This is a genomic window from Streptomyces liangshanensis (assembly GCF_011694815.1).
GTDB classification, from domain to species: Bacteria; Actinomycetota; Actinomycetes; order Streptomycetales; family Streptomycetaceae; genus Streptomyces; species Streptomyces liangshanensis.
Genome location: NZ_CP050177.1, coordinates 5046542 through 5066231, shown reverse-complemented (window position 1 = coordinate 5066231; position 19690 = coordinate 5046542). Strand labels below are relative to the sequence as shown.

Genomic DNA, 19690 nt, shown 5'->3' with positions numbered 1-19690 from the left:
CAACGGGCAGCCGTCAACCGTACGCGAAGGGGGCGGCTATGTCAGGCGTCGACCTTCACCAGTGACTTGCCGTCGAACGTCCGGACCTCGAAGTGATCGATGTCCTTGCTCTGCATGGCCGTACCGCCGTGGACGTACAGCGGCGCCCTGGACACCGCGTTCGGCCCGTCGGGGATGCCGTACCCCCACGCCGGGACCGTCCAGGAGCTGGTGGTCTCCTCCTCGCCGGTCTTGGAGACGGCGATGAGGCTGCACTTCTCCGGGCCCTTGAGGTTCTTGAGCTCCAGCACCGTGTCCGTGCCCCAGCCCTTGGCGCCCATCGCGACGGTGGCGGTGACCTTGGTGGTCGGGTCGGTCGCCGTGACCTTCTCGGGCAGGCCGGCGAAGGCCGCCTTGGCGGTGTTGGCCGACGGGGAGGGCTCGCCCACGGCCACGTTGTCCGCCTTGCCGTCGTCCGAGGTCGCGACCACGGCCGCGAGGGGTCCTCCGACGATGAGCGCGGCGGCGGCCGCGACCAGGTACATGCCCCGCCGCTTGCGCTTGGCGCGCTTGGCGGCGACCTCGTCGACCAGCCGGTCGAGGAGCTGCGGGCTCGGCTGCACGGAGACGCTGGGCGTCGCCTGCCGCGAGGGGGACGGGAGCTGGGCGAAGGGGTCGAGCCGCCCCGGGGCGCCGGCCTGTCCGAAGGGGAGCTGTCCGAAGGGGGACGCGCCGGGCGGGGATTGTCCGAAGGCGCCCTGCACGACCGTCCCGCCGCCGGCGCCGGGGGCGCCGAACGCCCCGGGTCCGTCCGCGAGCATGGCCAGCATCGGTTCCATCCCGGAGAACTCCTCCAGGTGGACGGCGCAGATCTGGCAGCCGGCCAGATGCTCCTCGAAGGCGGTGGCCTCGGCGTCGTCCAGTACGCCGAGGACGTACGCGCCGACGGTTTCGTGCACTGCGCTGTCGTCGCCCGGTCCGTACTGATCGTGCGTGGTCATGCCGAGACCCCCCTCTCCTCCAGCGCGAGCTTCATGGAACGCAGTGCGTAGAACACACGTGAACGCACGGTCCCGCTGGGTATGCCGAGCGTCTCCGCTGCCTCGTTGACCGTGCGGCCCTTGAAGTACGTCTCCACGAGCACTTCCCTGTGGGCAGGGGTCAAATCATCGAGCGCATCTGAGAGCGTCATCAGCCACAACGCCTTGTCGATCTCGTCCTCCGCGGGCATGACCTCCAGCGGCGACGGATCGACCTCTTGTGGCCGGGCCTGCCGGCTGCGGTGTCCGTCGATGACGATACGCCGGGCGACCGTCACCAGCCAGGGTCGGACAGAGCCGGTCGCCCTGTTGAGCTGACCGGCGTTCTTCCAGGCACGGATGAGCGTCTCCTGCACGACGTCCTCGGCCCGCTGCCGATCGCCCGCGACCAAGCGCAGTACGTAGGCGAGCAGCGGTCCGGCGTGTTCCCGGTAGAGGGCGCGCATCAACTCTTCGTCAGGTGCTGAAGAGTCGGTACGGGGTGCCTCGCTCCGGTGTCGGGCCCGGTGAGGACGTTCATCGGCCACGGCCGCATCCTTGCGCACCTGGAACCTCCCGGTCGAGACTTCGTGGCTGCTTCTCATGCATCACTACGGTCACGACGGGAGAGTTCACTCAACGCGGGGTGAGAAAGTTTAAAAATCTTCTCGCGGTTGTCCTTCCTGGTGGGGGACGCACCACCCGTATCAGGGACAAGGCGGTGTCAAAGGAGCGCGGCGGCCCTGCGGCGGTGGCGGGCGACCCGTTCGCGGTTGCCGCAGACCTCGCTGGAGCACCAGCGGCGCCGCCGGCCGCGCGAGGTGTCCAGATACATCCGCCGGCAGCTGTCCCCGTCGCACTGCCGGAGCCGGGACCTGGCGGCGGGGTCGGTGAGCAGGTCCACGGCGTCCCTGGCGACGGCCGCGAGAAGCGCGTCGCACCCGGGCTCGCCCGCCAGGACCCTGACGAGTCCGCCGTCCTCGTCCCGTACGGCCCTGATCCCGGGCGGCGCCCCGGCGGCCAGCGCGTTGACGCGCTCCAGCGCGCCCCCGGCGTCCCGCCCCTCGATCTCGGCGCGCACGAGCCGGTCGATGCCCTCGCGCAGGTCCGCGAACCGCCCGACCCAGCCGGCGTCGACCGCGACGAGCGCGGTGCCCTCCGGTACGAGTCCGGAGCCGACCAGCCAGCGCTCCAGCCGCTCGGCGCGGTCGAGGCGCTCGGCGCGCTCGGCCCCTCTGGGCGCGGGTTCCCCGGTCGCGACCAGGTCCAGACAGACCCGTCCTGAGTCGAACCGCCACTCGTACGAGCCCATGCCCGCCGCCATGTGCCTGTCACCGCCTCGGGGTTCACCGGTGAGCGCGTCGCCGCGCCGTCCTTCTCAGAGTGCCTGCCCCGAGGCGCGTCCGGAACCCCTGCTACCGCCGCGGCCTCGATGTCACCCGCCGCCCTACGCGGGGTCGGCCGGCGGGTCCAGGGCCAGCCGGTAGCCGCGCTTGACCACCGTGTGGATCAGCTTCGGGGCGCCCAGCGATGCCCTGAGGCGGGCCATCGCCGTCTCCACCGCGTGCTCGTCGCGCCCCGCGCCGGGCAGCGCCCGCAGCAGCTCCCCGCGCGACACCACCCACCCCGGCCTGCGCGTCAGCGCGTGCAGGAGGGCCATGCCCGCCGGTGGGACGGGGCGCAGGTCGCCGTCGACCAGGACGGCGTGGCCGCGTATCTCGACGTGCCGTCCGGCGACCGGCAACGTACGGGCGCGGGAGGGCAGTTCGGCGCACAGGAGCTGGACGAGCGGGGCCAGGCGGGCGTGTTCGGGGCGGACGGTGCCGATGCCGTGCGCCTGGAGCGGCAGCGCGGTGACCGGGCCCACGCAGGCCGCGAGCACGTCGTGGCGGAGGGCGTCGACCAGCGCGGGGAGCCGGCCGCCGTGTCCGGCGCGGGCGAGGAGCGAGGCGGCGGCGGGCGCGCTGGTGAAGGTGACGGCGTCGAGGGCGCGGGTGACGGTGGCCTCGATCAGCCGGTCGACCGGGCCGGGGTCCGCCGGGGGCGCCCACCGGTGGACCGGTACGACCACGACGTCGGCGCCCCCGGCCCGTAGCGACCCGGCGAATCCGGGCGGGGGTTCGCCGTGGAGCTGGAGGGCGATCCTGCGGCCCGCGACGCCTTCCGCGAGGAGCCGGTCCAGCACCTCGGCCGCCGACTCGGTGGCCGGTGACCACGCCTCGGCGAGCCCGGCGGCGCGGACGGCGCCCCTGGCCCGGGGCCCGCGGGCCAGCAACTCCCCCTCCCGCAGCAGGCCGAGGAGCCGCTCCCCGCGCCCCCACCCCGCGGCGGCCTCCACCCAGCCGCGGAAGCCGGTGGCGGTGGTCGCCACAGTCACGTCCGGCGGGCGCGCGATCAGGTCGTCGGTGACGGAGAGGAGTTCGGCGTCCTCGGCGGGCGGCACGATCCGCAGGGCGGGGCCGGGCAGGACGGCGGCCCCGCGGGCGCGGAGCAGCGCGCCGAGCTCATCGGCGCGCCGGGCGGCGGTGACCCCGACCGTGAACCCCGCGAGGGGGCCGTACCGCTGTCCGTCCATGCGTCTCGGGTCCGCTCGTCCCGCCCGTCACGAATGAGGCGGCCGAGCCTGCCAAGGGCGCGTGACGGTCCCGCTGCGCGGGCATTTCGCCGCCGTTACGTACGCACCCCGGGCGCTCAGACGCCCAGGGCGGGGAGGACCACGGCGTCGAGGTAGTCCGAGAGGAAGGCGCGGTCGACGGCCTTGTCCTCGATGAGCTGCCGGGCGACGAACGCGCCCACCAGCATGTGCGTGACGAACGGGAACGCGGGGTGGTCGGCCGCCACCTCGCCGCGGTCCACGGCCCGGCGCAGCAGGATGCCGAGCCCCGTCATCTCGGGCTCGACGAGCAGCTCGCGCAGCGCCCGGTGCAGGTCGGGGTTCTCGTGCACGACGTGGAGCAGGCTCCGCATGAGCGCGGCGTCCTCCTCCATCTTGCAGTCGTCGCTCAGCTCGGCCATCGCGTGGAAGTCCCCGCGCAGCGACCCGGTGTCGATCTCCTGGAACGCGGCGGGTTTGTTGTGCCGCAGCGCCCGGACCACCAGCTCGGGCTTGCTCCCCCACTGGCGGTAGAGCGTCGCCTTGCTGGAGCGCGTACGGGCGGCGACGGCGTCCATCGTCAGCGCGTCGTACCCGAGCTCACGCAACAGGTCGAGCACCGCCGCGTACATCTCGGCCTCACGCTCCGGCTTGAGCCTGGTGCCTGCCACGGCCGACCACCTCCACCAACGAACGAAACTGTTTCGTACACTACAAACGTACCCCGGTCCGGCCCCACCCCCGCGACCTGGAGCGTCGCACATTCCGCGAACGGGAGCGTCGCACATCCGGGGCGTGAGGAGGTAGCCACCGGCAGTGAATCTTTTGCGTTTCGGCCAGGGCGGTCCTATGGTCGGCTGAGTACGAAACAGTTTCGTTCTCCTCTGTCGTCCCTCTCCAGGAGTCCGGCCCATGGCAGCCAAGTCCCCCGCCGACACGTCCGTCGGCGATCCCCTTCCCCGGCAGAGCAAGGTCCCGCCCGACACGGCACGGGAGACGGACAAGCCGGAGCGCGCCAACCACCGCTGGTTCGTGCTGACCGTGATCGCGCTGGCCCAACTGATGGTGGTCCTCGACGCGACCGTCGTGAACATCGCCCTGCCCTCGGCCCAGCAGGCGCTCGGCTTCAACGACAACAACCGGCAGTGGATCGTCACGTCGTACGCGCTGGCCTTCGGCAGCCTGCTGCTCCTCGGCGGACGCCTCGCCGACCTCATAGGCCGGCGGATCGTCTTCCTCATCGGCGTCGTCGGCTTCGCCGGCGCCTCGGCCCTGGCCGGGGCCGCCCAGAACTTCGAGGTCCTGGTCACCGGCCGCGCCCTCCAGGGCGTGTTCGGCGCGATGCTCGCGCCGGCCGCGCTGGCGCTGCTCAACACGACCTTCACCGGGGCCAAGGAGCGCGCCAAGGCCTTCGGCATCTACGGCGCCATCGGCGGCGCGGGCGGCGGCGTCGGCCTGCTGCTCGGCGGCCTGCTCACCGAGCACCTCAGCTGGCGCTGGACGCTCTACGTCAACCTCTTCTTCGCCGTGTTCGCGTTCATCGGCGGCGTGATCTTCCTGCGCAAGGGCGCCCCGGCCGAGCGGCCGAAGCTCGACCTGCCGGGCACGGTCCTCGTCACCGCCGGCCTCTTCGGACTGGTCTACGGCTTCTCCAACGCGGAGACGCACGACTGGAGCTCCCCGGAGACCTGGGGCTTCCTGCTCGCCGGCGCGGTCCTGCTGGCGGCCTTCACCTGGTGGCAGACCAGGTCGAAGCACCCGCTGCTGCCGCTGCGCGTCCTGCTCGACCGGGACCGCGGGGCGTCCTTCACGATGCTCGCCATCTCCGGCGCGGGCATGTTCGGGGTCTTCCTCTTCCTGACGTACTACCTCCAGTCCTCGCTGCACTACACCCCGGTCAAGACGGGCCTCGCGTTCCTGCCGATGATCGGCATCCTGATGGTGGCCGCGACGCTCGTCACCAACACCCTGCTGCCGAAGTACGGCCCCCGGCCGATCGTCCCGCTGGGCATGGCGCTGGCCGCCGTCGGCATGGCGTGGCTCACCGGGCTCGACATGAGCAGCACGTACGCGGCCCACGTCCTCCCGCCGCTGCTGGTCATCGGCTTCGGACTCGGCCTGGTGATGCCGACCGCGATGAGCGTGTCCACCTCCGGGGTCTCCGCGGAGGACGCGGGGGTCGCCTCGGCGACCGTCAACACCATGCAGCAGGTGGGCGGTTCGATCGGCACCGCGCTGCTGAGCACGCTGGCCGCGAGCGCGGCGACGAACTACCTGTCGGACCGCAAGCCGAGTCCGGCGGCGCTCGCCCAGGCCCAGCTGGAGAGCTACTCGACCGCCTACTGGTGGTCGGCCGGCATCTTCGCCGTCGGCGCGGTGCTCGCCCTGGTGATGTACCGCGGCGGACGGCCGCAGCCGGCTCCGGAAGGCGTCCAGGCCGTCCACATGTAGGGCCGCCCGGGACGGCGGGGCCTCACGGAACCGTCAGCGGGGCGCGGCGGCCGGGTGCGGGTGGTTCTCCAGCTCCCGGCCGTACGCCTGCGCCGCGCCGTGGTCGCCCACCCGGCGCGCGTCGGCCCGCTGCCTGAGCAAGGCGGCGCAGACGTCGCAGCCGGGGACGAGGCGCTCACGCGCTCCCGGGTGGTCGCGGCCTTGTTCCGACATTCGCATGTACCTTCCGCCCTCGCGCCGATCCGGTCCGTTCCGGTCCTCGCACAAGGATCGTTACGTTTCGGGGCGCGCGCGCAGAGGCGGGCCGTAACCGGGTCGACAGAGGACACCAACGGGGGACACCGGGGGACGAAGTGGGGGCATGCCCCCCCGGTCGTCCCCCTCTCAGGCCGGCCAGAGCCGGGGGCGGCGCCGGGCCGCCGTGTCCTCCACCCAGCCCACCGCCAGGATCATCAGGGCGATCAGCGGCCAGACCAGGATCAGGGACAGCGTCCCGTACGAGGCGTCCAGTTCGGCCGAGAACCGGTCGATGCCCGGGATGTTCCAGAGCTGGTCGATCAGCGGGACCGTCGCCATGATCAGCAGGTTGTGCCAGAGGTAGATCGTCACGGCCCGGTTGTTGGCCAGCGTGACGAGCGGGTCGAACCGGGCCAGCCTGCCCGGGAGTTCGCGCCACGACGGGGCGTACTGGAGCAGGATCGCCACGAAGCCGAGCGACCAGGTCGCCTCGGTGAGGGGCATCTCGTCGAGGTTCCAGCCCTCGGGCCCCGGATGGCCCGACGCCCACCACAGGCCGAAGGCCATCACCAGCACGGACACCGAGACCGTCAGATAGCGCGGGATCCTCCGGAACAGCCCGTCCTGGTGGGCGAATCCGAGCACCCAGCAGGCGCCGTACACCGCGAAGTCGGTCACCGCGAGGCCCGTCTCGCCGGGGATCGTCAGCAGCCCCGTCTCGATCGCGGCGGTGAGGACCAGCGGGAAGGCCAGCGTCGCCCACGGCACCTTGCGGAACGCCCACAGCAGCAGCGGCGAGGCGAGGACGAACCAGACGTACGCGCGGATGTACCAGAGCGGTCCCACCGCCTCGTCCGCCCAGGACTGCTCCAGCCAGCCGCTCGCCGACCCGCTCGGGTCCGGGTACGGCGGGGCGCCCAGCGGCAGGACGTAGTTGCCCAGCTTCGCCAGGCCCCAGAGCCCCTCCTCCCGCACCGGGTGCCAGCCCAGCAGGAAGATCACCGGTACGACCACGGCCGCGAACGCCCACATGGGCGGCAGCAGCCGGCGCAGCCGCCCCCGGATCACGCTCCACGGGGCGCGCTTCGCGAGCGAACGGGCCATCAACGAGCCCGCCAGCGCGAACATCACCCCCATCGAGGGGAAGACGATCGTCAGCCAGGCCCACCCGAAGACGTGGAAGACCACGACGCGGACCAGCGCGATCGCGCGCAGCAGGTCGAGGTAGCGGTCGCGGCCGGGGGCCGCTTCCGCGGGGCCCGCCTGCGCGGTACCGGCCTCCGCCGGTCCGGGCGAGGCGGCCGCCGCCCGGTGCCGGGCTCGGGGTACGCCCCCGGTGTCCACCGAAGGGACGCTCATGCCACCGGCCTCCGCTCCTCGCTGCGCCCCCGCGGCGACGGGACCGAGCCGGGTGCCTCCACCACGCCCGTACGGCGCAGCTTCTGCCAGCGCAGCCGGCCGCCGGTGAGCGCGGTGATCCAGGACTGGAGCAGCACGACGTACATGAGCTGCCGGTAGAGGATCTGCTGGAGCGGCAGGCTGATCAGGTGCGTCATCCGTTCCCGGTCGAGGCGGAACGCGTACGCGGCGCAGACCGCCTGCACGAGCAGGACGCCGAGCCACGCGACGACGGTCTTCGCCGTCGGCCCGAAGACCAGGCCGTACAGCAGGAACACGTCGATCAGGGGCGCGAGCAGCGGGGCCAGCACCATGAAGAGGGAGACGAGCGGCAGGCCGACCCGGCCGAAGCGGCCCGACGGGCCGCGTTCGACCAGGGCCCCGCGGTGCTTCCAGATCGCCTGCATCGTGCCGTAGCTCCAGCGGTAGCGCTGGGACCACAACTGCTGGACGGACTCGGGCGCCTCGGTCCAGGCGCGGGCCCGCTCGGCGTACACGACATGCCAGCCGTCGCGGTGCAGGGCCATGGTGATGTCGGTGTCCTCGGCGAGGGTGTCGTCGCTCATCCCGCCGACCCGCTCCAGGGCCTGGCGGCGGAACGCGCCGACCGCGCCGGGGATGGTGGGCATGCAGCGCAGCAGGTCGTACATCCGCCGGTCCAGGTTGAAGCCCATCACGTACTCGATGTGCTGCCAGGCGCCGATGAGGGTGTCGCGGTTGCCGACCTTGGCGTTGCCCGCGACGGCCCCGACCCGGGGATCGCCGAAGGGCTGCACCAGCTCGCCCACGGTGGAGGGTTCGAAGACGGTGTCGCCGTCCATCATCACGATGATGTCGTGGCGGGCGTGCGCGATGCCGTTGTTGAGCGCGGCCGGTTTGCCGGCGTTCTCCTGCCGTACGACATGGACGTTGGGCAGCCACATCTCCTCGACGATGTCGGCCGTCCCGTCCGTGGAACCGTCGTCGATGACGACGACCTCGATGGGATGGCCGCTCTCCATCAGGGAGCGGACGGTGTTGGCGATGCACTCGCGTTCGTTGTACGCGGGGACGAGCACGCTGACCGGTTCGGTGACCGGGTCGCCCCAGCGGAAGCCGCGGCGGCGGACCTTGCGCGCGTGCGCGAAGGACAGCACCAGCATCAGGCCGAAGCGGACGAGGACGAGGACGCCGATCACGGCGAGGCCGACGACCATGACCTCGGTGACGTTGTCCGAGAGGGCGACCGCCGCGACCCAGGCCTTGCCCTTCCACAGGTCGGCGCCGGTGACCGGGGTGAGCGCGCTGGGCGCCCCGAGCGCCTCGGTGAGGTTGACGAGGCGGAAGCCGCGCTCCTGCATGGCGGGCAGGTAGCGGCCGAGGGCCTCGACGGTCTGCGAGCGGTCGCCGCCGGAGTCGTGCATCAGCACGATCGAGCCCTGGCGGCCCTTCGGGGTGGCCCCCTCGACGATCTTCGCGGCGCCGGGCCGCCTCCAGTCCTCGCTGTCGACGCTGTCGAGGACGGTGATGTAGCCGAGGCTCCCGATGTACTGCGTGACCGGCCAGGACTTGTTGTCCATGGCGTCGGCGAAGGAGGAGTACGGCGGCCGGAACAGCGAGGTCCTGACGCCGGCGGCGCCCGCCAGCGCCAACTGATTCTGGGTCAGCTCCCAGTTGGTCCTGGTCCTGGTCTGGTACGAGAGGTCGGGATGGCTGAAGGTGTGCAGGCCGACCTCGTGGCCCTCGTCCACCATCCGCTTCACCAGGGCCGGGTAGCGCGAGGCCATGGTGCCCGTCACGAAGAAGACGGCGTGGGCGTGGTACTTCTTCAGCTGGTCCAGGACCTTGGGGGTCCACTCGGGGTCGGGGCCGTCGTCGAACGTCAGGACCAGCCTGCCGTCCGGGATGCTCAGCGACTTGGCGGGCTGCGAGGCGGAGCGCGCGTCGATGACGGGGCCGCCGTCGAGGATCCGGTCGGGCACCTGGTCGGTGGCGACCGGGGGGCGGACGCGGTGGTCGGCGAGGATCTCGCTGTGGACGTAGCCGCGCAGCATGAGCATCGCGAGCACGGCGACGAGGACGAGGCACGGGAGCAGGTAGCGCATGGGCAGCCTGCGGCGGGCGGTGCGGCGTTCTTTGCCGGTGCGGCGGGCGCGTTCGGGTGGGCGTCTGCGGGAGGAGGACATCTAGTTCGCCCCTTCCGCGGCCACCTGCTGGGCCCCGGTCCCGTCCGGCGGCGGGGCGGCCGGGGAGGTGCTCGGGTCCGGCGGCGGCGTGCTCGGGTCCGGCGAGACCGGCGGCGACGCGCCGCCACTGCTCCCGGCCGCGGTGCCGGGGTCGTCGACCGGGGGTACGGACGGGGCTCCGGTGACCGGGCCCGTACCGCCGGTGCCTCCCGCCGCTCCCGCTCCCCCCGCGGCGGCGGCCGTTCCGGCGCCGCCCGTCGGGGCCTTGACGGTGGCCCCGGGCTTCGAGACGCCGGGGGCGGGTGTGCCGGTGGCGCCGGGCGGGGCGCTGCCCGAAGGGCCGGGAACGACCACTCCGTTGGAGTCCGTGGCGGTGGGCAGGGCCACCGGAACGCCCGGCGCGTGCGAACCTGATCGGCTCGGTGTCGGAGCTGGCCTGTTCTCGACCGTATCGGACTTCTTCTCGTCCGCGAGACCGGGTATTTTCAGCCACGGCGCGCTGGAGCTGCCACCTATGACCGCGGCCCCCAGCATCACCGCGTAACAGGCGCAGGCTATCGCCACGACCCAGCCGGCCCGCCGGAACTTCTTGCTCCGCCGACCGCTGGCGTCGACGAACACGGGCCCCTCCGAACCGCCCCCCTGACCCTCCCGCGCAGGACCTGACTCCTGCGCGGGGTGGGCGCCGACGGGCAGTTCGGAGAGCTGACGGCCCAGGCCATCCAGTTCGATAGTGACATCAATCGGCTCATGTGTATGCCCGATTCGGGCATCATTCAGCCACTTTTCCACTACGGCGCACATCCCCCACTGGCTGTCTTGGGTGCGCAATCGATTGGCCGGGCATGCCGTCGGCCCAGGCCCCCACCTGAACCGGAATGCCCCCTACCACACCGCACCCGGACGACGAATGTAGCGCAAGGAGGTGTCCTCCGTACCTCGGCTTGACGGACACCATGCATCAGTGCTGTGGCGCGCGAGGAACCCAACTCGCGGGTAACACTTCAAGCCACCCACCGCTCCGGCCCAGTTCGGCCGCGGCGGCCCGCAGGGCGGCCACACCGGCGTGTTTCAGCCCCTCCCGCCACACCAGGAACACGGGTGACAGGGGTACGGGTTCGACGAGCGGCCGCAGCACCGATCCCGGCATCTCCGGCGAATCCACCACCGTGAGAACGGGCGTGCGATGTTTCGCCATGATCCGCCGGAACTCCTCCCGCCCCACGGCCATCGGCGCCGGCTCCGCGACCGCGATCGAGCGCCCCGCGAAGAGCTGCCGGGCCAATTCCGTCCACTCCGCCGTCCGCGGGTTGCCGGCCCCCGCGTACACCCGCTCCCCGGCGAGCGCGGCGAGCGGCACCTCGGCGCGACCGGCCAGCGGATGGTCGTAGGGCAACAGGACGGCCATCGGCTCGTACCGCACCAGTTGGCTCCGCAGCCCGGCGCGCAGCCCGGGCGCGAGCCCGTCGGCGTACCCGAACGACACGTCGAGCCGGCCGGCGAGGATCTCGGCGGCGGCGCCGGTCAATCCGCTCTCGAAGCGCGCCATCAGCTCGTGGTCCGGCGCGAGTTCACGGGCGCGCGCCAGCACCCGGCCGGAGGTCAGCCCCTCGGAGTTGAGGTCCACGAGCAACGGCCGCGGTCCCTCGGCGGCGGCCGCGCGCAGCCGGTCCTGCGCGGCCAACACCCCTCGGGCGTACGGGAGAAGCCGCTCACCGTCCGCCGTGAGCGCCACCCGCCGGGTGGTCCTGACGAACAGCTCGGCGCCCAACTCCCCTTCCAGACGCCGGATGTCACGGCTGAGGGCCTGTTGGGCGACGTACAGCCGGGCGGCGGCCCGGGTGAAGTGCAGCTCCTCGGCGGCGGTCACGAAGGCGCGGAGGAGTCGGGGGTCGATGTCTCGGGACATCCGCCGCATTCAACAACACAGGTGCGTGAAGGGCCACCGATCAGGTGTTGGACCACGCCCCGCGCGCGCCGCGAGGGTGGGCGCGTGAATCCGTACGCCGTACTCTTCGCGCCCCGGGGCGCCCTCGCCTTCACCGCCGGATCCCTGCTGGCACGCCTCCCGGCCGGGATGTTCACGGTCAGCGCCGTGATCATGATCGCCGGACAGCGGCACTCGTACGCCCTCGCCGGGGCCGTCACCGCCACCGGCCTCGCCGTCACCGCGCTCGTCGCCCCCGGGGTGGCCCGCCTGGTCGACCGGCACGGCCAGGCCCGGGTCGCCGTCCCCGCCGCCGTGTCGGCCGTCCTCGGCTCGCTCGCCCTGCTGCTCTGCGTCCGTCACCGCGCGCCGGACTGGACGCTCTTCGCCGCGTACGCCGCGACCGCCGCCATGCCCAACACGGGCGGCATGTCCCGCGCGCGCTGGGTCTTCCTGTTCGGTGAGGACACCCCGGAGCACCGGGCCGCCCGGCACACCGCCCGCTCCTTCGAACAGGCCGCGGACGAACTGTGCTTCATGCTGGGCCCGCTCCTGGCCGCCACCCTGTGCTCCGCGCTCTTCCCGGAGGCGGGGACCCTGACCGGCGCGGCCCTCCTGCTGACCGGCGTCCTGTTCCTCGCCCGGCAGCGGTCCACCGAACCACCGCCCTCCGGAGGCACGGCCGCGGCCCGCACCCCTCTCCGCTCCCCCGCGCTGACCGCGCTCCTGCTGGTCCTCCTCGCGACGGGCGGGGTCTTCGGCGCGACCGAGGTGGTGACCCTCGCCCACGCGGACGACGGCGGCCGTCCCGCCTGGACGGGCGGCGCGCTGCTGGCGCTCCAGGCCGGCGGATCGTGCGCGGCCGGCCTGCTGCTGGGCCTGCTGCCACCACCGCGCGGGGCCGCCCGCCGGCTGGCGCTGTGCCTCGCCGCGATGGCCGCGCTGCTGACCGTCCCCCTGGTCGCGGCACTCTCCGGTTCGCTGCCGTTGCTGGCCGGGAGTCTGCTGCTGGCGGGCGCCGCGACGGCCCCGACCATGGTGACGGCCATGGGAGCGGTCCAGGGCCTCTCCCCCGCGGGCCGGTCGAACGAGGGCATGACCCTGGCCGTCACCGCGCTGCTCGGCGGCATCGCGGCCGGGTCGGCGCTGGGTGGCTGGGCGGTGGAGCGTCTGGGGCCGGCGCTCGGCTACCTCGTACCGCCGGGTGCCGCTCTGCTCGCGCTGCTGGCCGCGGTCGTCGGAGGGGCGGTCGTCCGGGCAGGGGCCGGGACACCCGCCCCCGGGTACGACTGAGGCCCCGCTGCCTTGGGAGCAGCGGGGCCTCGGCCTCACATGGGGTTTGTGGAGATGGCGGGAATCGAACCCGCGTCCAACGGTGCAGAACCAGGGCTTCTCCGAGCGCAGTCCGCTGCGATTTTCTCGGCCCCGAAGATCACACGGACAAGTCTCCGACGGGCTCAGTCACTGTTTGATTTCCTTCCAGGTCCCGTGACCGGACCTAGAAGTTTAGTTCCCTAGTTGATGCCAGGATCCGGGTCGGGAACAGCCCCGGGCTGACACTCCGCGGAGTCTTCGCTAGCTGCTAATTAGGCAGCGAGAGCGAAGGCGGAGGAATCGCGCTTAGAAGTGGCGATTATAGTTTGCGACATATGGTTTACGAGATCATTGCCGCTTCCTCGGCTCGCTTCACCTGCTTCGACATCCGCTGTCGAAACCGATCATCCCCATGTTGTTTTTTCAAACTGCTTCCTGCATGCACCCTCGATGGAGTGCACGGCCCATCCTACGTGATCAACCGAGCCCGGTCCACGCGTATTCCCGGCGCGGTGGGCCGGGAAGCGGGCCGAGGCGTCAGGCCCGCTGCTTCCGCTTGACCGCCGCGATCGCGCGGTTCGTCTCGCGCAGGTCCTGCTTCTCCCGCAGCGTCTGCCGCTTGTCGTACTCCTTCTTGCCCTTCGCCAGCGCGATCTCGATCTTCGCCCGGCCGTCCTTGAAGTACATGGCCAGCGGCACGATCGTGTGCCCGGACTCGCTCGACTTGGAGTCCAGCTTGTCGATCTCCAGCCGGTGCATCAGGAGCTTCCGCTTCCGCCGGGCACTGTGGTTGGTCCACGTCCCCTGCGTGTACTCCGGTACGTGCACGTTGTGCAGCCAGGCCTCGCCGCCGTCGATCTGGACGAACCCGTCCGTCAGCGACGCCCGCCCCTGGCGCAGGGACTTCACCTCGGTGCCGGTCAGCACCATGCCGCACTCGTACGTGTCGATGATGAGGTAGTCGTGCCGCGCCTTCTTGTTCTGCGCGATCAGCTTGCGCCCTTTTTCCTTAGCCATAGTCCTTCCATTTTCGCACCTGGACGCGGATTCCCTTAACCATTTCCGCCGAGGCCGCTGAGCACCGTCCGCGCCCGCTCCTGGGCCCGCTCGCTCACCTGCACGTCGGGGGTGATGCCCCGGCCGTCGACCCCGTGGCCGGCCGGCGTGCGGTAGTGCCCGACGGTCAGCTCGGCGACGGAGCCGTCCGGCAGCTTGCTCGGCATCTGCACCGAGCCCTTCCCGAAGGTCCGCGCGCCGACCGTGATGGACCGGCCCCGGTCCTGGAGCGCCCCCGTCACCAGCTCGGCCGCGCTCATCGTGCCGCTGTCCACGAGGACCACCAGGGGCCGGGTGGTGTCTCCCCCCGGATCGGCGTTCAACACCCGCTGGTCCCCGTTTATGTCGTACGTGGCGACCAGGCCGCCGTCCAGGAACGCGGAGGCGGCCTTCACGGCCTCGGAGACCAGCCCGCCCCCGTTGCCCCGCAGGTCCAGGAGGACACCGGCCTTCGCGGGGGCGTCCAGCACCGCGTCCCGTACCCGCGCGCCCGTGCCCTTGGTGAACGACTCGACCTTGATCAGCCGGGCGCCGCCCGCGAGCGTGGCGACCGTGACCGACTCGGTGGTCAGCTCGGCCCTGCGTACCGTACGGGTCAAGTGCCGCCCGCCCCGCTCCAGACCCAGCACCACGGCGGAACCGGGCCGCGCGCTCTTCGTCTCGCTGTCGCCGCGCAGCAGGGCCATGACCTCCGTCACGGGCCGCTTCGCGACGGACGCGCCGTCGACGGTCCGTACGGTGTCCCCGGCCCTGATGCCCGCCCGGTCCGCGGGCGCCCCCGGCTGGACCCGGGTCACCTCGACCAGGCCGCCCGCCGCGCCCCGGGCCGCGAGCCCGACCCCGGTGTACCGGCCGTCGAGGCCCTGCTCGAACTCCTCGTACTCACTCTTGTCGTACACCGCGCCCCAGCGGTCACCGCTGCGGCTGACGACCTCCTCGGCCGCTTCCGTGGCCGACTTGCCGTCTGCCATGGCCTCGGCGGCGGCCCGGGCGACGTCCTCGCCGTGCACCGTCGAGGAGGCGGCGCGCAGCGGCAGCGCCGGCGATTTCTCGTCGCTGCGCGGCAGGGAGTTCGTCGCCGCCGCCGTGGCCAGCACACTGGCGAAGACCAAGGTCAGGGCCGCGCCGCGACGGACGCCGCGGGGTCTGTGATGCAACTCGGAGCCCGACATGGCGTTGAGTCTAGGACAACGCCCCCCGGCGGACGGGCCCTTGGCGACACGACGCCAGGGGCACTTGTCACACCCTGAGGTACTTGCGCAACGCGATGAAAGCGGCGAGGGCGGGCATCAGCAGCGCGATCGCCAGGACCAGCGGGAGCTTGGTCAGCACGGCGTCCCAGCCGATGAAGTTGACGAGTTCCATCTTGTGCGACAGATCAAGGCCATGATCGATCAGGAAGTAGCGCCCGAGGAGCAGCATCGCGCAGGCGACCACACCGCCGAGCAGCCCGGCGAACGCGGCCTCCATGATGAACGGCATCTGGATGTAGAAGCTGGAGGCGCCCACCAGGCGCATGATCCCCGTCTCACGCCTGCGGCTGAACGCCGACACCCGCACGGTGTTGACGATCAGCATGATGGCGATGACCAGCATCAGCGCCATGACGAAGAGCGCGGCGACGTTCATGCCCTGCATCAGCCCGAACAGGTTCTGGAGGATGTCGCGCTGGTCCTGGACGGACTGGACCCCGTCCCGTCCCGCGAAGGCGGTCGCCACCACCTTGTACTTCTCGGGGTCCTTGAGCTTGACGCGGAACGACTCCGGCATCTGGTCCGGCGTGATCGTGGCCGCCAGCGGGGAGTCGCCGTACTGCTCCTTGTAGTGCTTGTACGCCTCGTCCGCGTCCTCGTAGTGGACGGTCTCGACGATGGTCGTCATCTTCTTCAGATCGGCCTCGATCTGGTCCCGCTGCTCCGTCGTGACCGCGCCCTTGGTGCACTGCGGCGACGTCGTCACATCTCCCTTGTTGCAGAGGAAGATGGAGACGTTGACCTTGTCGTACCAGTAGTCCTTCATCGTGCTGACCTGATCGCGCATGAGCAGCGCGCCGCCGAACAGGGCGAGCGAGAGGGCCACGGAGATGATGACGGCGAAGGTCATCGTGAGATTGCGGCGGAGGCCGACGCCGATCTCCGACAGGACGAACTGGGCGCGCATGGCGTCCTTTCAGCTTTCGGTGCTCAATGCGGTCGTGCTCACTGCGATCGTGCTCACCGTCCCGTACGCGACACGGCGGTGCTCAGTGCTGGTAGCCGTAGACGCCGCGCACCTGGTCGCGTACCAGGCGGCCCTGGTCGAGTTCCAGCACGCGCTTGCGCATCTGGTCGACGATGTTCTGGTCGTGCGTGGCCATCAGCACGGTGGTGCCGGTGCGGTTGATGCGGTCGAGCAGCTTCATGATGCCCACGGAGGTCTGCGGGTCGAGGTTACCGGTCGGCTCGTCCGCGATCAGCAGCATGGGGCGGTTCACGAAGGCCCGCGCGATGGCGACGCGCTGCTGCTCACCACCGGAGAGCTCGCCGGGCATCCGGTCCTCCTTGCCGCCGAGTCCGACCAGGTCGAGGACCTGCGGGACGGACTTGCGGGTCTCGCCGCGGGACTTGCCGATGACCTCCTGCGCGAACGCCACGTTCTGCGCGACGGTCTTGTTCGGCAGCAGCCGGAAGTCCTGGAAGACGGTGCCGAGCTGGCGGCGCATCTGGGGCACCTTCCAGTTGGACAGGCGTGCCAGGTCCTTGCCGAGGACGTGCACCATGCCGGTGCTCGTGCGCTCCTCGCGGAGGATCAGTCTCAGGAACGTCGACTTGCCGGAACCGGACGAGCCGACGAGGAAGACGAACTCCCCCTTCTCGATGTCGAGGGAGACATCACGCAGCGCGGGGCGGTTCTGCTTCGGGTAGGTCTTGGAGACGTTGTCGAATCGAATCACGAGATACACCACGGTCGGCCGGGAGCAGGTGTGCGTGACCTTACGCGAACCCGACTGGCGCGCGCAGTCCGCACCGGAGGTTGGGACGGGCTTGGGCGATTTATCACGGATGCGCGTCGTCCGCCAGTGGGAGCGGTCACACCGGAAACCGGCCGGGCGCGCCGAAACGGCCGGGAACTGGCAGAGTGGTAAGGGGAACAGTCGCGATTCCCCGAGCGTTGAGCGGGGAGACACTGGCTGCGGCTCCGCCGCGCGGTGAGGAGGAATGCGCATGACCTACGACCGATTGGTGTGCGCCAACTGCGCGGGACCCGTCAGTGAGGGCAGGTGCCGCGTCTGCCGGGCGAACCGGGAGCGCCTCCAGCAGGAGGGGCCCTTCGGCGGCCTGAGCCCGATGGCCCTGCTGACGATGATCGTCGTGCTGCTCGCGGCGGTGGCCTTCGTGGCGGTGCAGCAGACCGCGTAGCGCGCTTCGCGAACGTGGGAAGGGCCCGGACACCATGCACGGTGTCCGGGCCCTTCCGTATGTCACGTCGTGACGTCGTGCCGTACGTCCTTAGACGGCGGCCCGTCCGCCGCCGACCAGACGCGGCAGCATCCGGAAGCCGATGCCACCCGCGATCATGGTCGCGGCGCCGATCACCAGGAACGTGGTCTCGAAGGCCCCGGTCTCCGCCAGCTCCTCCTTGGCCTCACCCTGCTGCACCGGCTGGGAGCCGAGGCTGTCGGTGTCGGCGCCACCACCGGTGGAGCCGCCCGTGCCACCGTTCGCACCGGCGCCGCCGTCCGTACCGGTGCCGCCGTTGCCGGTGCCGCCGCTCGTGCCGCTACCACCGGCCTCGGTGGGCTTGGAGGTCGGGTCGTCGGTCGGCTTGTCCGTCGGCTTGTCGGTGGGCGGGTCCACCGGCGGGGTCGACGGCGGGTCCACCGGCGGGGTGCTGGGCGGGTCCACCGGAGGAGTGGACGGCGGGTCCACCGGCGGGGTGCTGGGCGGGTCCACCGGCGGGGTCGACGGCGGGTCCACCGGCGGCGTAGTGGGCGGGTCGGGAATTTCCGTCACCGGGTCCGTCGGCGCGTCGTCGATGCCGAGGCCGATGTCAACGGTCGTGGAGCTGCTGGTCGCCTGGGCCACGCCCGCGACGGTCAGCGATGCGCCGGCGGCGATCACCGCGCCTGCCGCGATGCGCGCCACGCGGATCCGCGTCTTTTTGGTCATCTGCTTGCTACCCCCAGTAGCCGATTCGTTGAGGTGCAGCGTCCGGGGCAGCGGCCGCACGGGGGGTGTCTCTGGTCCGCCCCCGGTCACACACGCCCCAGGTATACGCATGCCACGGGCAGCCTTCCCACTTTTCATATACGCGTCAAGGCCGTTGCGCGCGCGATGACCGCATTCAGGCCGGATGTCCGGGGTGTGGGCATGCAACTGTGACATAAAAGGGAACTGCCGCCCCGGGGGCGGCAGTTCCCTTGTCGACAAAGCGTGTGTTTACCGTTCGCGCTGCTTGCGCCAGCGAATTCCCGCTTCGAGGAATCCGTCGATCTCCCCGTCCAGCACCGCGTGCGGATTGCCGACCTCGAAGTCCGTCCGGAGGTCCTTGACCATCTGGTAGGGGTGCAGCACGTACGAACGCATCTGGTTTCCCCAGGAGTTGCCGCCGTCGCCCTTGAGGGCGTCCATCTCGGCCTGCTCCTCCTGGCGGCGGCGTTCGAGCAACTTCGCCTGGAGCACGTTCATCGCGCTCGCCTTGTTCTGGATCTGCGACCGCTCGTTCTGGCAGGACACCACGATGCCGGTCGGTACGTGGGTGATCCGCACCGCGGAGTCGGTGGTGTTGACGCCCTGCCCGCCGGGACCCGACGCGCGGTACACGTCCACGCGCAGCTCGGACTCGTCGATCTCGACGTGGTCGCTGGACTCCACGACCGGCAGCACCTCGACACCGGCGAACGACGTCTGCCGGCGGCCCTGGTTGTCGAAGGGCGAGATGCGGACCAGGCGGTGGGTGCCCTGCTCGACGGAGAGCGTGCCGTAGGCGTACGGGACCTTCACCGCGAAGGTCGTCGACTTGATGCCGGCCTCCTCCGCGTAGGAGGTCTCGTAGATCTCCGTACCGTAGTTGTGGCGCTCGGCCCAGCGCAGGTACATCCGCTGGAGCTGCTCCGCGAAGTCCGCCGCGTCCACCCCGCCGGCCTCGGCGCGGATGTTGACCAGCGCCTCACGGGCGTCGTACTGGCCGGAGAGGAGCGTACGGACCTCCATCTCGTCCAGCGCCTTGCGCACCGACTCCAGCTCGGCCTCGGCCTCGGCGAGCGCGTCGGCGTCGCCCTCGCCCTCGGCGAGCTCGAAGAGGATCTCCAGGTCGTCGATGCGCCCGCGCAGGGCCTCCGTCTTGCGGAGTTCGGCCTGGAGGTGCGAAAGCTTGCTGGTGATCTTCTGCGCGGCCTCCGGGTCGTCCCACAGGGACGGGGCCGCGGCCTGCTCCTCGAGCACGGCGATGTCGGCCCTCAGTTTGTCGAGGTCCAGGACGGCCTCGATCGACCCCATGGTCGAGGAGAGGGACTTCAGCTCTTCGGATACATCGACGACTGCCACGGGTCCAGCGTAACGGCTGAGCGCGC

The 19690-nt window shown here is 71.3% G+C and carries 19 protein-coding genes and 1 other RNA gene; 3 read left to right on the top strand and 17 right to left on the bottom strand.

The features are described 5' to 3' along the window. Positions 1-41: 41 nt before the first annotated feature. The 5 genes from HA039_RS21905 to HA039_RS21885 form a co-directional block, all read right to left on the bottom strand. Positions 42-980 (bottom strand): zf-HC2 domain-containing protein, encoded by a 939-nt coding sequence (locus HA039_RS21905; protein ID WP_167032601.1) that lies wholly within the window; start codon positions 978-980, stop codon positions 42-44. Beyond that, on the bottom strand, positions 977-1603 hold the full coding sequence (locus HA039_RS21900) for a sigma-70 family RNA polymerase sigma factor (protein ID WP_208298684.1): 627 nt from the start codon (positions 1601-1603) through the stop codon (positions 977-979). The genes HA039_RS21905 and HA039_RS21900 overlap by 4 nt, the downstream gene beginning before the upstream one ends. Positions 1604-1722: 119 nt before the next feature. Continuing rightward, positions 1723-2322, bottom strand: coding sequence for a CGNR zinc finger domain-containing protein (locus tag HA039_RS21895; RefSeq protein WP_167032599.1), 600 nt, complete (start codon positions 2320-2322; stop codon positions 1723-1725). A 123-nt stretch (positions 2323-2445) separates the two neighbouring features. Beyond that, on the bottom strand, positions 2446-3573 hold the full coding sequence (locus tag HA039_RS21890; RefSeq protein WP_167032597.1) for a uroporphyrinogen-III synthase: 1128 nt from the start codon (positions 3571-3573) through the stop codon (positions 2446-2448). A 116-nt stretch (positions 3574-3689) separates the two neighbouring features. Beyond that, entirely contained in the window at positions 3690-4262 is a 573-nt protein-coding gene (locus tag HA039_RS21885) for a TetR/AcrR family transcriptional regulator (protein WP_167032595.1), read from the bottom strand. Between the two features lie 241 nt (positions 4263-4503). Here HA039_RS21885 and HA039_RS21880 point away from each other — a divergent pair, with 241 nt between their 5' ends. Next, a complete protein-coding gene (locus tag HA039_RS21880; protein WP_167032593.1) occupies positions 4504-6042 on the top strand; it encodes an MFS transporter in 1539 nt (512 codons plus the stop codon). 33 nt (positions 6043-6075) lie between these two features. Here the strand turns inward: HA039_RS21880 and HA039_RS21875 are convergent, their stop codons facing one another. The 5 genes from HA039_RS21875 to HA039_RS21855 form a co-directional block, all read right to left on the bottom strand. Then, on the bottom strand, positions 6076-6255 hold the full coding sequence (locus HA039_RS21875; RefSeq protein ID WP_167032591.1) for a hypothetical protein: 180 nt from the start codon (positions 6253-6255) through the stop codon (positions 6076-6078). Between the two features lie 171 nt (positions 6256-6426). Continuing rightward, the gene (locus HA039_RS21870) at positions 6427-7638 is read right to left on the bottom strand and encodes an acyltransferase family protein (RefSeq protein ID WP_167032589.1); all 1212 of its coding nucleotides are present in this window, start codon (positions 7636-7638) and stop codon (positions 6427-6429) included. Further along, on the bottom strand, positions 7635-9761 hold the full coding sequence (locus tag HA039_RS21865; RefSeq protein ID WP_167037345.1) for a bifunctional polysaccharide deacetylase/glycosyltransferase family 2 protein: 2127 nt from the start codon (positions 9759-9761) through the stop codon (positions 7635-7637). The genes HA039_RS21870 and HA039_RS21865 overlap by 4 nt, the downstream gene beginning before the upstream one ends. Positions 9762-9842: 81 nt before the next feature. Beyond that, complete coding sequence (locus tag HA039_RS21860) at positions 9843-10463, bottom strand: hypothetical protein (protein WP_243869655.1); 621 nt, start codon at positions 10461-10463, stop codon at positions 9843-9845. Positions 10464-10803: 340 nt separating this feature from the next. Next, positions 10804-11751, bottom strand: coding sequence for a LysR family transcriptional regulator (locus HA039_RS21855; protein WP_167032585.1), 948 nt, complete (start codon positions 11749-11751; stop codon positions 10804-10806). Between the two features lie 39 nt (positions 11752-11790). On the opposite strand from HA039_RS21855, the gene HA039_RS21850 reads away from it, so the two are divergent. Next, positions 11791-13062, top strand: a complete 1272-nt coding sequence (locus tag HA039_RS21850) for an MFS transporter (RefSeq protein ID WP_167037341.1) — start codon at positions 11791-11793, stop codon at positions 13060-13062. A 46-nt stretch (positions 13063-13108) separates the two neighbouring features. Here HA039_RS21850 and ssrA read toward each other — a convergent pair. The 5 genes from ssrA to ftsE all read right to left on the bottom strand — a co-directional run bounded on the left by ssrA (position 13109) and on the right by ftsE (position 17071). Continuing rightward, positions 13109-13495, bottom strand: a transfer-messenger RNA (tmRNA) gene (gene ssrA, locus HA039_RS21845). A gap of 125 nt (positions 13496-13620) precedes the next feature. Further along, positions 13621-14100, bottom strand: coding sequence for an SsrA-binding protein SmpB (smpB, locus tag HA039_RS21840; RefSeq protein ID WP_167032583.1), 480 nt, complete (start codon positions 14098-14100; stop codon positions 13621-13623). A gap of 35 nt (positions 14101-14135) precedes the next feature. Further along, on the bottom strand, positions 14136-15311 hold the full coding sequence (locus tag HA039_RS21835) for a S41 family peptidase (protein WP_167032581.1): 1176 nt from the start codon (positions 15309-15311) through the stop codon (positions 14136-14138). A gap of 67 nt (positions 15312-15378) precedes the next feature. Then, on the bottom strand, positions 15379-16299 hold the full coding sequence (gene ftsX / locus HA039_RS21830) for a permease-like cell division protein FtsX (protein WP_167032579.1): 921 nt from the start codon (positions 16297-16299) through the stop codon (positions 15379-15381). 82 nt (positions 16300-16381) lie between these two features. Then, positions 16382-17071: a cell division ATP-binding protein FtsE gene (gene ftsE, locus HA039_RS21825; protein WP_167032577.1), complete on the bottom strand. Its 690-nt coding sequence runs from the start codon at positions 17069-17071 to the stop codon at positions 16382-16384. A 271-nt stretch (positions 17072-17342) separates the two neighbouring features. Here ftsE and HA039_RS21820 point away from each other — a divergent pair, with 271 nt between their 5' ends. Further along, positions 17343-17537 (top strand): hypothetical protein, encoded by a 195-nt coding sequence (locus HA039_RS21820; protein WP_161311575.1) that lies wholly within the window; start codon positions 17343-17345, stop codon positions 17535-17537. Positions 17538-17627: 90 nt separating this feature from the next. Here HA039_RS21820 and HA039_RS21815 read toward each other — a convergent pair whose 3' ends face one another. Continuing rightward, complete coding sequence (locus tag HA039_RS21815; RefSeq protein ID WP_167032575.1) at positions 17628-18287, bottom strand: hypothetical protein; 660 nt, start codon at positions 18285-18287, stop codon at positions 17628-17630. Between the two features lie 270 nt (positions 18288-18557). Continuing rightward, positions 18558-19664, bottom strand: coding sequence for a peptide chain release factor 2 (prfB, locus tag HA039_RS21810; protein WP_167032573.1), 1107 nt, complete (start codon positions 19662-19664; stop codon positions 18558-18560). Positions 19665-19690: the final 26 nt, after the last annotated feature.

Coding starts and splice junctions, on each gene's coding strand:
- HA039_RS21880 (WP_167032593.1), top strand. CDS start 4,504: ATGGCAGCCAAGTCCCCCGCCGACACGTCCGTCGGCGATCCCCTTCCC.
- HA039_RS21870 (WP_167032589.1), bottom strand. CDS start 7,638: ATGAGCGTCCCTTCGGTGGACACCGGGGGCGTACCCCGAGCCCGGCAC.
- HA039_RS21835 (WP_167032581.1), bottom strand. CDS start 15,311: ATGTCGGGCTCCGAGTTGCATCACAGACCCCGCGGCGTCCGTCGCGGC.
- HA039_RS21890 (WP_167032597.1), bottom strand. CDS start 3,573: ATGGACGGACAGCGGTACGGCCCCCTCGCGGGGTTCACGGTCGGGGTC.
- HA039_RS21815 (WP_167032575.1), bottom strand. CDS start 18,287: ATGACCAAAAAGACGCGGATCCGCGTGGCGCGCATCGCGGCAGGCGCG.
- HA039_RS21820 (WP_161311575.1), top strand. CDS start 17,343: ATGACCTACGACCGATTGGTGTGCGCCAACTGCGCGGGACCCGTCAGT.
- HA039_RS21905 (WP_167032601.1), bottom strand. CDS start 980: ATGACCACGCACGATCAGTACGGACCGGGCGACGACAGCGCAGTGCAC.
- HA039_RS21900 (WP_208298684.1), bottom strand. CDS start 1,603: ATGAGAAGCAGCCACGAAGTCTCGACCGGGAGGTTCCAGGTGCGCAAG.
- HA039_RS21855 (WP_167032585.1), bottom strand. CDS start 11,751: ATGTCCCGAGACATCGACCCCCGACTCCTCCGCGCCTTCGTGACCGCC.
- HA039_RS21865 (WP_167037345.1), bottom strand. CDS start 9,761: ATGCGCTACCTGCTCCCGTGCCTCGTCCTCGTCGCCGTGCTCGCGATG.
- ftsX (WP_167032579.1), bottom strand. CDS start 16,299: ATGCGCGCCCAGTTCGTCCTGTCGGAGATCGGCGTCGGCCTCCGCCGC.
- smpB (WP_167032583.1), bottom strand. CDS start 14,100: ATGGCTAAGGAAAAAGGGCGCAAGCTGATCGCGCAGAACAAGAAGGCG.
- HA039_RS21875 (WP_167032591.1), bottom strand. CDS start 6,255: ATGTCGGAACAAGGCCGCGACCACCCGGGAGCGCGTGAGCGCCTCGTC.
- HA039_RS21895 (WP_167032599.1), bottom strand. CDS start 2,322: ATGGCGGCGGGCATGGGCTCGTACGAGTGGCGGTTCGACTCAGGACGG.